The organism is Fluviicola chungangensis, assembly GCF_007558725.1.
Lineage (GTDB): Bacteria > Bacteroidota > Bacteroidia > Flavobacteriales_D > Crocinitomicaceae > Fluviicola > Fluviicola chungangensis.
Map to the genome: position 1 here is coordinate 523440 of NZ_VLPL01000002.1, position 13187 is coordinate 536626.

Sequence of the window (13187 nt, forward strand, 5' to 3'; positions counted from 1 at the left end):
CCTAAATCTAATAGTTAGTTTTGCCATCTTCGCGTAAAAGTTGAGATGGCTTTTTTACAGCGTAGAAATTGAGAAATAAAAAACCCCGACGATCAATGAGATGTCGGGGTTTTTGTTAGATATTAGAAATCTTATTCTTCATCCTCATCATCAGCCTCTGCAGCTTTAGAAGCTCCACGAGCCATTTTCACTGCAACAACTACTGCATTTTTCGCTTCGGAAATAGTTAAACCATCATTTTCCAAATCTTTCACGCGAATAGATTGTCCGATACGCAATTTAGTAATATCGATTACGATTGCCTCCGGTAAATCTGTTGGAAGACCAACTACACGTAAACGACGGAAAACCTGCATCAAACGACCTCCTGCTAATACACCGCGAGAAGCACCTGTCAAACGAACCGGCAATGCTACTTTAACTGCTTTTTTAGGATCTAACTCCAGGAAGTCAATGTGCATTACTCTATCCGTAATAGGATTTTGTTGAATCTCCTGGATAATTGCATTTGTTTTTTTACCGTCGATATCCAATTCGATTTTGAAAACGTCAGGGTTAAAAACCAATTTTTCAACTTTAATGTCTGGAAGTGAAAAATGTGTTTGAGTTCCTTGTCCGTAAAGAACACATGGAACCTGCCCTGAGTCTCTCAAAGCTTTAGCATCTTTCTTCCCTACGTTCGCGCGCAGCGAACCGCTCAATTGTGCTACTTTCATGTTTGTTATTTATTTAATTGTTTTATCCGCCCGGGCGGATGGTTATCGGAAGCAGTGCCTCCTCTTTTATGAAATTATAAAATGCGTACTAATGGATTCGTTTTTAATCAGGCGATCAATTACATCTGCAAACAGATCAGCTACGGTAATGACACGAATCTTGTCACTCTTTTGTTTCAACGGAATGGTATCTGTAACGATTAGTTCCGTTAGTTTGGAATTATTGATGCGTTCGTAAGCAGGTCCTGATAACACAGCGTGTGTACAGAATGCACGAACACTTTTTGCTCCTTTTTCAATAAATAATTCGGCTGCTTTGGTCAGCGTTCCGGCAGTGTCACACATATCATCTATCAAAATAACATCTTTTCCCGCTACGTCTCCGATAACAGTCATTTCAGCAACTTCATTTGCTTTCTTGCGGTGTTTGTGGCAAATGGCCAGCCCGGTATCTAATTTTTTGGCGTAGGCATTGGCACGTTTTGCACCTCCTGCATCCGGAGCTGCCATGATCAGATTACCGTTGTCCAGTGCTTTCATTTCGTTGAAGAATAAGGTAGATGCAAACAGGTGATCAACCGGAACTTCAAAGAATCCCTGGATTTGATCTGCATGCAGATCCATGGTCATGACGCGGTCAACGCCGGCAGCCATCAACATGTTTGCAATCAGTTTTGCACCGATAGCAACTCTTGGCTTGTCTTTGCGATCCTGGCGTGCAAATCCGAAATAGGGAATTACAGCAACGATTTTGCGTGCTGAAGCACGCTTTGCTGCGTCAACCATCAACAACATCTCGAACAAATTTTCTGTTGGAGGCATGGTAGACTGAACGATAAATACATCCTGACCACGCACTGTTTCTTCAAACGACGGTTGAAATTCACCATCACTGAATTCAGTAACTTTTACATCACCCAAACTAGCACCAAACTTGGTAGCTATTTGTTCTGCAAGCGATTTGGACGCTCTTCCTGCAAAAATTTTTACGCCGTAAGACATGATCTTTACCGTTTTAAGAGCGCAAAGATAGGAATAATATCCGAAATGACATCATTTTTTTGAACCGCTTCAAAACGATTTAGTCTTTGTTTTTCCGTTGTTTCGATAACCAGCGTGGTAGAATGACCGATCCGATAATCAAATAGGGGAAATAAGAGATCAGTCGCCACAATACGGCCATCGTTCCCAAAAGAATAACACTTGTACTGAATTCAGACAATAATTCACCAAATGCCCACTCTGCAACACCACTTCCGCCAGGAGTAGGGGAAATTCTCAGGAACATCCACAGAACAAATTGTTTGGTGAAAATTTGTGCCTGCTGGAAGAAGCCCAGGTTTAAGAAAGCCTGCATAATGAAATTAATTACCAGAAAGCGGGACGACCAGGAGAAAACAGTAGTCCCAAATGCCTTCAACCAGAAGGAAAACGGTTCTTTTTTCAATTCAGCGGCTGTATTCTTTACATCATTACCTGTTTTTTCTGCACCCGGACGGAAGCGCTTCAGGAATGGAATACGCGTAATAAATGTGAGCAGGTGGTAAACCAGTTTCGGATAAAGGACAATACTTGAAAAAAGGACAATACACAACAGCGCAAAAACCGAAAAACCGGTCCAGAAAACAACGGTCATCGACTCATTTCCTGCACTTGGAAATAATTTTCCAGCGGGCATGAGAAGAAACAAAAGCGGAATAATGACTACGTAAAATAAATTATCCAGGAATGCAGTCAGGATCACGATAGCTGTTGCACGACCAAGTGCAATTTTTTCCCTGTTTAGGATGAACATGGCGACAGTTGCACCACTCATAACTCCAGGCGCAAGTGCTGAAGCAAATTCCCAAAGCATAATCACTTGGAAAGATTGCCGCCAGCTCAATTGCTTCTTTGTCAGGATCCGGATGCGAAGCATATAGCCCAAATCACGTCCAACCATTCCTAAAAGTGCAAGAAACAGCCAAAAAAAAGTAGTACTGTTCCATGAAACTTCCGATAACACTTCATAAGCAGATTTTTTCTCGAAATCCCCATTGGGAACTAAGGCGAAATCTCCCGGATCGGTATAATCTATCCGTTTGTTTTGATTGAAATCTTCCCAGGCATAACTCCCTGTTCCTTTTTCTACTTTGTGAAATTCAGTCCGCGTAAAGCTGTAAACGAGGATCCCGCCCGAAATTGAAACACCAATCAGCAAAGCGAGATAAATTCTCCATTTACTAAAGGTTTTTTCAATGGGTTCACTCATCGGTCTTGAGTTCGAGGGTTTCTTCAATATCCCAGTTTGGTCTGAGCTTGGATTTGAGATCAAAACGGACCACCTCTTCCGGTTGTGTTTTCTTCTCCCAATTCCCGGCGTCCCATTTGCCGTTCCCATTTACATCCCGGATACAAAGAACCTGGTAAACTGCAGGAATCAAATTCAGCCAGTTGATAACGGAATCCGAGTCGGTTTTCAAAAAGGTGCGTATGGGATTGGTACCGTCCATTAATTGAATCACCCAGCGACCCTTCAGACTTCCGATATTCAGTTGGAGGTTTGACAAATCGGATGTCCGGACTGTTTTCAACTCTAATTTGATGGAATCGTTTTGATTGGCTGATCCTTTTAAGGCGCCCATTTTGAAATTGACAACCAGTTCAAAGGCTGTAGCGGATTTTGGAATGATCCGGACCTGATTTCCAGAAAAAGAATAATCATAGGCAATCTTCACTTTTGTTTTGTCCTCCATTACAATCAGGGAAGTGTCTACTTGCGTGATTTGCTCGTTGGTTTCGAAAAGAAGTGTATCCCCCAATAACCACGTATTTTTATAGACTTTATTTGAAATGGAAAAGTTCTTACTCCGGTCCTTCAGCGGAATGATCTTCGTGATTGTGTCCGGACCATCGATAAAAGTATACACCTCATTTGAAGCAATTGGGAGTACAGCTAAAAGAGAGTCCGGAGCATACCGTTTAAGGATCCGGACCGGTTGGGAGTTAATGCTGAGGTCCGCTTCATTCAATTCCTTCCCAAATGCATAGAATGTACCCGGATTCAATAGTTTTACCTGGAGTTGTTTTAACGGACTTTTGGGTTTTGAGGCCAGGATGTGAATGAATATGCTGTCTCCGCTAGCAATCAGTTTGGAAGTGTAAGCCATGTTTTCCCCGATGGAGGGAAGCCGGTCTTTATTAGAATCCAGGAAGGCAAACAATTGATACCGGCCTTCCTTCAAATACGCGAATTCGAATTCACCTTTGGCATTGCTTTTACAAATATAAGTGGGCGCTTTTTGGTACGGATCTGTTAAAGAGTCATATAGACCGATCGTAAATGCAGCTGAAGGTTTATTGGAAAACGCATCTGTAACAACTCCATTGATCTTCAATGAATCGATCCGGTCTCCTGTTGAGAAAACGAACTGGTGGATCGTGTCATTTTTTTCATTCAAATCCTTGATAGTCCCGTTCAACTGAATAATATACGTGGTATTTGCCTGAAGTGTGCTATCCCATTTAATACTTAGTTCCCGTTTGTTCGATGTGATGTCGAGTTTACCTGCTGCCGGGTTCATAACGGCCGTATTTGCAGGATCATTCAGCGTGAAGTATTCATTGAATTTTACGGTCAATTCATTTTGATTCACGTGTAATGCTCCCTGTTCCGGATTTTGAGTTCCCTGTACAGGAACCGCAGCGCGTTCATCAGCAGGCCCTCCAGTTAACGGAACGATTTCGGCGCACCCGAACAATAAAAGTAAAAGCCCTAGAAACAGTGAGTACCTACCCATTCGCAAAGTTCATTTAAAAAGTGTGCATCCATCTCGTCAAAATTGTTCAATACATTACTGTCGACGTCCAGAACAGCAATAACCTGACCATTTTTCCTGATAGGAACCACGATTTCACTTTTGCTTTCACCGGAACAGGCAATGTGTCCCGGAAATGCATCTACGTCAGGAACCAGCAAAGTTTCATTTTGTTTCCAAGAAGATCCGCACACTCCTTTTCCGTAAGCAATTCGCGTACAGGCAATCGGACCCTGGAAGGGCCCAAGTACCAACTCCCCGTTTTCAACCAGGTAGAAGCCTGCCCAAAAGAAATCGAAGGTCATTTTTAAAGCGGAAGTGATATTTGCCAGGTTGGCAACCAAATTCGGTTCACCTGCGCACAACGCATGTACCTGGGGGAGCAGGGTCTTGTATTTTTCCTCTTTGGAAGTTTGAGCTATGATTAATTCTTCGGCCATAATGCACAAAAGTAAAGAATCCTATTCTTTAAGTCTAAAAAATGGATTTATTTGGGAAAAAAATCGAAAAAATGCATTCCGGTAAATGATATTTTTACATAACTTAAATGGAAAACAAAAATTAGTATGCTTGATTTGAGCCAATTAGACAAAATTCTTTTCTTAGACATTGAGACAGTACCTGAAGTTTATCACTACGCAGATCTGGATTTAGAAACCACGAAATTATTTGACGCAAAAAATGCGCGCTACCTGACAGAAGACAAAACCAAAGCAGACGTTTACAACGAGAAAGCCGGGATTTATGCTGAATTTGGAAAAATAGTCTGTATTTCCGTTGGATTTGTACATCAATCCGTGACTGGTAAATCGATTCGCATGACCTCTTTTGCACACGAGGACGAAGAAACGTTATTAAAACAATTCGTGCGCTTGCTGGAAAACAATTACAATACCCCGAAACATGTTTTGTGCGGACACAATTCGAAGGAATTTGATATTCCGTTTATCTGCCGAAGATTGCTGATCCATGGGATAGGTTTGCCGAATGTGCTGAACCTGGCCGGAAAGAAACCATGGGAAATTCAGCATTTGGATACCATGGAGTTGTGGAAGTTCGGGGATTATAAAGCATACACCAGTTTGGCATTATTGTGTCATATTTTTAAAATTCCAACCCCGAAGGATGATATTTCGGGAGCAGACGTAGCACGGGTTTATTATGAAGAAGGCGACTTAAACCGCATTCGTATTTATTGCGAAAAGGATGTGGTTGCATTAATTCAGTTATTTTTGAGGATGAATGGAGAACCTTTGGTTGACGAAGGTGAAATTTATATTAAATAGGAGTTCGCAGCGGCGGGCAATAAACGATTCCCGTAAGGGGATAAAATAAATTACTACAAAACAACTACAATTTATGATTTTGACAAAACAAAAAGTGATGCTTTTTGGCATCTTCCTAATGAGCCTGAATTGCCTGAATGCACAGGAAGTGATTAAGTATAACGACAAGTCCATTACTATTTACGGACCGAAGTGTTTTCTGATGGAAATTAATGGAACAATCCTGGAATACCACCAAAAAATTGTAGGGGATGATTTGTATGCGACTGTTTTAACCAAACGTGGAGACGGAACTGTTCGTGAGTTGACGGTTCGGAAGGTTTCCGTAAAAGTGATTACGGATAATGTTTTTAAAATTGAACATTTCGATAAGTACGGTGAGATGTATTCCTGCAACATTTTGACCGATCTGGATAAGGTGAATGCCAGTGTGTATGAAAAATCCGGATCAAAGATTTTTATGGAAACCAATGTGACAGTTTACTTCGCAGATAAAAAACAAATGACTGATTTCATTGATGAAATCAAAAAGAAAAGAGGATTCTGACGGAATTCGAATGGAAAAGAAAACCCCCTGATGATTGCTCGTCAGGGGGTTTTTATTTGGTTTCAGTTATTAATTTACTTTTTAACGAAGGTCAAGGTTCTTTGACCTGTTATATCAATCATTTGGATCAAATAAGTTCCTGCAGACAGATTTTCCGTTGCAATGGTAACGAGGTTGTTTCCTTCGTTTGCATTGATGGTATGGTGTTGAAGTTGTTTTCCTGTCAAATCTGTTACATAGAACTGGATTCCATTGTTTCCTGCCTGTGAGCTGAATGAAATTTGAACTTCATTGTCAGCAGGGTTCGGGAATAGATTGATGTTGGCCACCGTTTCCAGGTCAGCCAGTCCGGCGGTAACCGGGTTATCAGATGGCGCTCCGGAATAGATGTTGATATCATCGATGTAGAAGTTATTACCACCTCCTGAACTTGCTTGGAATTTGCATCGGAAGTTGTCATTCCAATAGGTAGATGTAACGTTTGTTACGTGCACGGTTACCCAATCAGCTGCACTTGGGGTCCAGGCAGAAGTTGCTGTGTTTGTTCCAGACATAGTTGCAGCCGTCAGAGTTTTGCGTACATCCCAGGTTTCGCCACAATCAGATGTTACGAATACCTTTAATAAATCCGTGTTAGTGGAAGTTTTCTTTCTGTAAGCATATCTGAAGGATAAAGTAACACCCGTTCCGGACGTAATGCTGGACAAGTCAATCGGTCCGGAAATTAATTCGTCGATTTGTCCGGTGCTCGACTGGCTGAAATTATCCAGTTTTGCTGAATTGGTTCCGGTTTTGGCAGCAGTATTTGTAACTGTCCAGGCGCTTCCGCCTCCATTGTAAACAAACCAGTTCGGACTGTTCAGGTTCATGGATCCCTCGAAACTTTCATAGAAAGGAAGGTTTCCTCCCGCAGGCAATACAGTGATGTAACCCGCAATGGTTGCTGTATTTGAATTCGATCCGTCAGTAGCTTGTAACTGAACGGCATACGTTCCAGGCGTATTGTAAGTAACCGTTGGGTTTTGAACAGTCGAAGAAGCCGGTGAACCACCAGTGAAACTCCATGTCCATCCTGTTGCAATATTGTAAGATTCGTCTGTGAATGTAATGGATTCTCCCGCACAGATTACTGTTCTTGGAGTGCTGAATTTAGCCGTACAAAGTGCCAATGGTGTATTTGCTCCAACAGCGGTAAGATTGGCAGCAGAAATCACATTTGCACGACCGGTACTACTTACTGTTATTGCAGTTCGCATACGGGTAACCTGTCCGGCTGTAAACATTTTTGAACAATAAGAATAATCCATGTAGTTCTCAACATTGTCAATTTGATCAAATCCCCAGTAAGCATTATCTGTTGAACAGGTATTTGCTGCAGGATTACACGTTGTTGAACCCTGAGTTGCTGGTGTATCCTGGACGTTATCCGTTCCGCCGCAGCCAGCAGATCCCGGGTTGTTGTTCCCTCCCCAAACGTGATCCAAATTCAGCCAGTGACCAACTTCATGCGTTAGGGCACGGCTGGAGAATTCAGCAGAGGTCCCGATGTTCCCGATGTAATTATGCAGGATGAAAATACCGTTTTGCATGCTGCTTGCCGACCAGCTTGCGGGAAGCATAGTGTATCCTGCTGCTCCGCCGATGTCTTTACAAACATATACGTTCATGTATTTATTTCCCGGCCATTGTCCGTTATACACATCATTTCCTGCAACAATTGCATTGATCTGAGCGGTTCCGTTAGACCCGTCATTGGTGATGGCGTTTTGTGTTCTTGTGATTCCTGAAAAACAAGCTCCGTTCGGTGCTTTGGTAGCAAGTACAAACTTAATGTCAACCTTGCTTCTAAGTGATTGGAAAGGTGCCTGAACGGTTGCTGTATCAGGATTTAACATCGCGTAATCTCGGTTCAAAATAGCCAGGGCAGACATGATCTGGTCTTTTGATATATTTTCACTGCCGTTGTCGTGTAAAATATGAAAAACTACCGGTACCGTATAAACGACAGCTTTTGTAGTACTGTTGTCTCCTTTTTTAGCCAACATCAGATTTTCAAATTCCGCTTGCTCTTTTGCATATTGTTTGGCAAATTCCGGATTTGATTTAAGCTCGTTCATTTTTTTATGGGTGATGCAGTATTCTACATCTTCGCCCTGACGCATATTGCTTTTATCTAAGATGCGCCCTTGCTGTTGAGCAAAACTCCATGTGGCAGAAAGAAGAGAGATACCTAGGAGCGAGTAAAATTGTTTTTTCATTTTTCTAGCTAGTTTATTACTATAATGATTTAAATGATGTGGGAAAGTTGGAAATAGAGTACAGTTCGATTTGCGAAATTTACACACTTTTTCAATGGTGTGTAGAAACTTTTGCCTTAAGTGTCTGAATTGTTGATTAAACAGAAATAAATAAGGTTGGAAATTATTTTCCAACCTTATTCCATAAACCTAAAATTATCTTTTTACAAACGAGAATGTCCTTTGAACAGAACCTTTTATCTGAATTAAATAAGTTCCTGCAGACAAATCGGAAGTCTCAACGAATACGATATTTGATCCTTCATGCGCATTCACAGGCATGGATCGGATCATTTTTCCTGAAAGATCGGTTATAATGAACTCCAACGGATTATTTCCTGTTTGAGAACTAAAGCTGATCTGAAGTTCATTTTCCGCCGGATTCGGGAATAAACGGATATCCTCAAGGAACTCGGCATCATTTAATCCTAAAACAATATCATCGGATGGTGCTCCGGCATAAAGATTAATATCGTCCAGATAGATATTGTTTCCACCTCCGGCAGTAAACTGGAATTTGAAGCGGAAATTTTCGTTCCAGTACACACTTGTTATATTGGTCACGTGAACAGTTACCCAGTCAGCAGGAGTCGGTGTCCATTGCGTTGCTGCCAGATTCGATCCGGACATAGTTGAAGCGGTTAATGTTTTACGTACATCCCATGTTTCTCCACAATCTTTTGTAGCGAATACTTTCAATAAATCCGTATTGGTAGAAGTTCTTTTGCGATAAGCATATCTGAACGAAAGTGTTGCATTGGTAGCGGAAGTGATTCCGGATAAATCAATGGAGTGTGATTCCAATTCATCCGTTTGAGTGGCAGTTTCGCCGAAATTTTCCAGTTTTGCGGAATTTGTCCCGGTACGTCCAACAGCAGTAGTTACGGTCCACGCATTCCCGCCGCCATTCGTTACAAACCAGTTGGGGCTTGTAAAATTGGTGAATGTCTCAAAACTCTCATAATACGGAATGCCGGTTGCGGCAGGAAGAACCGTAATATAACCTGCGATAGCCGCCGTGTTTGAATTCGATCCGTCCGTAGCTTCCAGCTGAACAGCATAAGTTCCGGGTGTATTATACAAGACAGTCGGGTTTTGAACCGTTGAAGTTGCAGGTGATCCACCGGTAAATGACCAGTTCCATCCGGATGCTGTATTGAAAGATTCGTCTGAGAACTGGATGGATTCTCCTGCACAAATGATTCTTCTCGGTGCACTGAATCTTGCCGAACAAAGAACAGGTGCGGTGGTTGCGCCGACTGCTGCCAGGTTGGCTGCAGATACTACATTGGCCCTTCCGGTTGAACTTACGGTAAGTGCGGTTCGCATACGGTTCACCTGACCGGCTGTAAACATTCTGGAACAGTAAGAATAATCCATGTAATTTTCTACGTTGTCTATCTGGTCAAATCCCCAATATGCATTGTCGCTGCTGCAGGTATTGGCACTGAGGGAACAGGAAGTTGATCCGATGCAAGCCGGTGTGTCCGCAACCGCATCATTTCCGCAGCTCACGCCCGGATTATTTGTTCCTCCCCATACATGAGACAAGTTTAACCAGTGACCGACTTCATGTGTCAATGTACGACTTGTGTATGGAGTTGAAGTACCGATATCGCCGACATAATCGCTCAAAACCCAAATTCCGTTTGTCATTGCGGATGCCGACCAGCTTCCTGGATTCGTTGTGTAACCTGCGGCACCACCGATATCCTGGCAAATGAAAATGTTTAAATACTTGTTTCCGGGCCATTGACCATTGTAAACATCATTTCCGGCAACAATGGCATTCACCTGTGCACCACCATCATCACCATTGAATGTTAGCGGACTTTGGGTTCTTGTAATCCCGGAAAAACAAGCTCCGTTCGGTGCTTTGGTTGCAAGTGCAAATTTGACATCTACTTTGCTTCGAATGCTTTGGAAAGGGGCCTGTACAAAAAGGGTATCCGAATTTAACATCGCATAATCTCTGTTCAGAATGTCCAGTGCAGAAAGGATCTGATCCCTGGAAATATTTTCTTCTCCGCCGTTGTGAAGTACATGGAATACAACCGGAATGGTGTAAACAAGTGCTTTGGTTGAATGGTCTCCTTTTTTTGCAAGAAGTAATTCCTCGAATGCCTGTTGTTCCTTGGCAAATTGTGTGGCACGGGCAGGATCAGCTAAAAGCTGATTCATTTTTTTGTGGGTAGTACAATATTCGACGTGCTCTCCCTGACGCATGTTTTCCCTGTCCAATTTCCGTTCGGGAATTTGTGAGAAGACAACATTAGAAACGCATAGTGTGAAGGTTAAAAGAGTAGAAAGCTGCTTTTTCATTATCTAAAGTTCTAGCTAGTTTTACTAAGTAAGCATAATTTGAGTGCAACAAGTTACAACATTTGTTTAAAAAATGAAGCCTTCTTTAAAAAGTTTAACCGATCTGGGTAACAATAATTTAAATTTTAATTCACAAATGGATATCGCGGAGTGAATAGAGTACTTGCTCCAGAGGCGTTTCATGGACCAGTTTGAATAATTTTTTCGCAACAAGTTCCGGGGAGAAAAGCTGGTTTGAATTTTTGTATTCTTTAAAACGGGCCACTTCCCTGAAAGCTTGTTCATCGGTGTTTCTGATGAACGTCTGCATGTCCGTATCAACAACCCCGGGGGCCACGGAAAGGCAATGAAAGTTTTTTCTGCCGAGTTGCTGTTCCTCCTCCTGGATAGTCTGGCAAAACAGATCAACCGCGGCTTTGGATGCACAATAAGATGCCCAGGACGCAATGGGGGTTTTTCCTGCCCCCGAACTAATGAAAATTGATTTGAAGGACTGCGATTTGGGAATTTGACGAAGTAATTTTTGCAAAATAACGGCTCCTGCAAACAAATTAACTTGCATTACACGGGAAATTTCAGTGGAATCCAGTTTTTCGAAGTAATCTACAGTTCCCAGAATACCGGCGTTGTGAATAAAGACCACCGCTTCAAGACTCAGGTCCGGGAAAGAAATTTGTTCAACCGATTCAGGAATGCTTAAGTCGCAGTGGATTGATGAATACTGTGGATGGGAAATCGGGTGGTTTCTCCCTATACCGATTACCTTTTCGTTCAAGGACAAATAATTTTCTGCGATTGCTTTTCCAATTCCCCTGGAGGTGCCTGTTATGATTACCATGTTATTAAATTCAAAAAGATGCATGCAAAATGCAAAAACTAATCGAGAATGGGAATTGAAAAGAGTTTTATATCCTAAATAAAAAAAGCGTTCCATCCTATTTAGGAGAAACGCTTTTTCATATGACATCTATTGATTTATGCCAAAGCCTGTTTTAAATCTGCGATCAGGTCATCCACATGTTCCACCCCGACACTCAGACGAAGTAGGTTGTCTACAACACCTGCCTTTTCTCTTTCTTCCTTCGGAATAGACGCATGTGTCATGGTTGCCGGGTGATTGATCAGTGATTCAACCCCTCCCAAAGATTCTGCCAATGAGAAAACGTGGAATGAGGAAGCAACACGATAAGTGTTTTCAATGCTTTTGTCTTTTAAAACGATGGAAATCATTCCGCCGAAATCACGCATTTGCTTTTTTGCAATTTCATGGTTCGGGTGTTCCGGGAAGCCCGGCCAGTATACTTTTTCAATTGCAGGATGATCTTTCAGGAAATGTGCAATTTGCTTTCCATTCTCACAATGACGCTGCATCCGCAGGTGCAGTGTTTTAATTCCTCTCAATACCAGGAAAGAATCCATTGGGCCCGGATTTGCTCCGGAACTGTTCAATATAAAGTACAATTGTTCATGGATTGCCGTGTCGTTGGTGATCAGAGCTCCCATTACCACATCCGAGTGTCCGCCCAAATATTTCGTAACGGAATGCATGACAATCGTTGCGCCCAAATCCAGCGGATTTTGTAAGTAGGGAGATGCGAAGGTATTGTCGGCAACCAAAATAAGATCGTTGGCTTTCGCAATTTTAGCAACTGCTTCAATATCGATGATCTGCATGGTCGGGTTAGTGGGTGTTTCCGCCCAAATCAGTTTGGTGTTTGCATTGATATAATTGGTTACATTTTCCGCATTGGTCAAGTCGATGAAATGGAATTTGATCCCGAATTTTTCATAGATTTTTGTAAACAAACGGTAGGTTCCGCCGTACAAATCATCTCCGGTAATCACCTCATCGCCCGGTTGTAATAATTTCAATACAGCATCTGTTGCCGCAACACCGCTACTAAAACATACACAGTGTTTTCCATTTTCCAGCGCAGCGATATTTGCCTGCAATGCCTCCCGGGTTGGATTTTTTCCTCTTGCATACCCGTAGCCTTTATTTACTCCGGGAGATTCCTGAACATAGGTGGAAGTTTGAAAAATCGGAGTCATGATCGCCCCGGTAGTTTCATCAGGATGTACGCCCGCATGAATCGCTTTGGTACCGAATTTCATATCTTGTTCTTTCATAGAAAATGGATTCATTTTAATCGAATAACAAAAGTAACAATCTTCGGATTATTTCTCATTTTCATGTTAAACTTTGCGTCTTTGTATCTTAG

11 protein-coding genes are annotated in these 13187 nt (G+C 42.1%); 2 read left to right on the top strand and 9 right to left on the bottom strand.

From position 1 onward, the window contains the following. Window positions 1–131: 131 nt before the first annotated feature. The 5 genes from FO442_RS05860 to FO442_RS05880 form a co-directional block, all read right to left on the bottom strand. Window positions 132–716: a 50S ribosomal protein L25/general stress protein Ctc gene (locus FO442_RS05860; RefSeq protein WP_144332221.1), complete on the bottom strand. Its 585-nt coding sequence runs from the start codon at window positions 714–716 to the stop codon at window positions 132–134. A gap of 66 nt (window positions 717–782) precedes the next feature. Beyond that, a complete protein-coding gene (locus tag FO442_RS05865) occupies window positions 783–1718 on the bottom strand; it encodes a ribose-phosphate pyrophosphokinase (RefSeq protein WP_144332222.1) in 936 nt (311 codons plus the stop codon). Window positions 1719–1797: 79 nt separating this feature from the next. After that, window positions 1798–2967, bottom strand: a complete 1170-nt coding sequence (locus FO442_RS05870; RefSeq protein WP_186279930.1) for a lysylphosphatidylglycerol synthase transmembrane domain-containing protein — start codon at window positions 2965–2967, stop codon at window positions 1798–1800. Next, window positions 2960–4495 (bottom strand): Ig-like domain-containing domain, encoded by a 1536-nt coding sequence (locus FO442_RS05875; RefSeq protein WP_144332224.1) that lies wholly within the window; start codon window positions 4493–4495, stop codon window positions 2960–2962. Before FO442_RS05875 ends, FO442_RS05870 begins: the two co-directional genes overlap by 8 nt. Next, window positions 4471–4953: a GAF domain-containing protein gene (locus tag FO442_RS05880; protein ID WP_144332225.1), complete on the bottom strand. Its 483-nt coding sequence runs from the start codon at window positions 4951–4953 to the stop codon at window positions 4471–4473. The genes FO442_RS05875 and FO442_RS05880 overlap by 25 nt, the downstream gene beginning before the upstream one ends. A gap of 126 nt (window positions 4954–5079) precedes the next feature. Between FO442_RS05880 and FO442_RS05885 the strand changes: the two genes are divergently transcribed. Together FO442_RS05885 and FO442_RS05890 are read left to right on the top strand one after the other, a co-directional pair. Beyond that, window positions 5080–5799, top strand: a complete 720-nt coding sequence (locus FO442_RS05885; RefSeq protein WP_144332226.1) for a 3'-5' exonuclease — start codon at window positions 5080–5082, stop codon at window positions 5797–5799. Window positions 5800–5872: 73 nt separating this feature from the next. After that, on the top strand, window positions 5873–6346 hold the full coding sequence (locus FO442_RS05890; RefSeq protein ID WP_144332227.1) for a hypothetical protein: 474 nt from the start codon (window positions 5873–5875) through the stop codon (window positions 6344–6346). 74 nt (window positions 6347–6420) lie between these two features. Here the strand turns inward: FO442_RS05890 and FO442_RS05895 are convergent, their stop codons facing one another. The 4 genes from FO442_RS05895 to FO442_RS05910 all read right to left on the bottom strand — a co-directional run bounded on the left by FO442_RS05895 (window position 6421) and on the right by FO442_RS05910 (window position 13095). Continuing rightward, entirely contained in the window at window positions 6421–8604 is a 2184-nt protein-coding gene (locus FO442_RS05895) for a M43 family zinc metalloprotease (RefSeq protein WP_144332228.1), read from the bottom strand. A 195-nt stretch (window positions 8605–8799) separates the two neighbouring features. Continuing rightward, window positions 8800–10965, bottom strand: a complete 2166-nt coding sequence (locus FO442_RS05900; RefSeq protein ID WP_144332229.1) for a M43 family zinc metalloprotease — start codon at window positions 10963–10965, stop codon at window positions 8800–8802. 130 nt (window positions 10966–11095) lie between these two features. Next, window positions 11096–11803, bottom strand: a complete 708-nt coding sequence (locus FO442_RS05905; protein WP_186279932.1) for an SDR family NAD(P)-dependent oxidoreductase — start codon at window positions 11801–11803, stop codon at window positions 11096–11098. A gap of 137 nt (window positions 11804–11940) precedes the next feature. Next, window positions 11941–13095, bottom strand: a complete 1155-nt coding sequence (locus FO442_RS05910; protein ID WP_246073820.1) for a cystathionine gamma-synthase — start codon at window positions 13093–13095, stop codon at window positions 11941–11943. Window positions 13096–13187: the final 92 nt, after the last annotated feature.

Excerpts from the sequence above, each read along its gene's own strand:
- FO442_RS05860 (WP_144332221.1), bottom strand. The coding sequence starts at position 716 with ATGAAAGTAGCACAATTGAGCGGTTCGCTGCGCGCGAACGTAGGGAAG.
- FO442_RS05865 (WP_144332222.1), bottom strand. The coding sequence starts at position 1,718 with ATGTCTTACGGCGTAAAAATTTTTGCAGGAAGAGCGTCCAAATCGCTT.
- FO442_RS05870 (WP_186279930.1), bottom strand. The coding sequence starts at position 2,967 with ATGAGTGAACCCATTGAAAAAACCTTTAGTAAATGGAGAATTTATCTC.
- FO442_RS05875 (WP_144332224.1), bottom strand. The coding sequence starts at position 4,495 with ATGGGTAGGTACTCACTGTTTCTAGGGCTTTTACTTTTATTGTTCGGG.
- FO442_RS05880 (WP_144332225.1), bottom strand. The coding sequence starts at position 4,953 with ATGGCCGAAGAATTAATCATAGCTCAAACTTCCAAAGAGGAAAAATAC.
- FO442_RS05885 (WP_144332226.1), top strand. The coding sequence starts at position 5,080 with ATGCTTGATTTGAGCCAATTAGACAAAATTCTTTTCTTAGACATTGAG.
- FO442_RS05890 (WP_144332227.1), top strand. The coding sequence starts at position 5,873 with ATGATTTTGACAAAACAAAAAGTGATGCTTTTTGGCATCTTCCTAATG.
- FO442_RS05895 (WP_144332228.1), bottom strand. The coding sequence starts at position 8,604 with ATGAAAAAACAATTTTACTCGCTCCTAGGTATCTCTCTTCTTTCTGCC.
- FO442_RS05900 (WP_144332229.1), bottom strand. The coding sequence starts at position 10,965 with ATGAAAAAGCAGCTTTCTACTCTTTTAACCTTCACACTATGCGTTTCT.
- FO442_RS05905 (WP_186279932.1), bottom strand. The coding sequence starts at position 11,803 with ATGGTAATCATAACAGGCACCTCCAGGGGAATTGGAAAAGCAATCGCA.
- FO442_RS05910 (WP_246073820.1), bottom strand. The coding sequence starts at position 13,095 with ATGAAAGAACAAGATATGAAATTCGGTACCAAAGCGATTCATGCGGGC.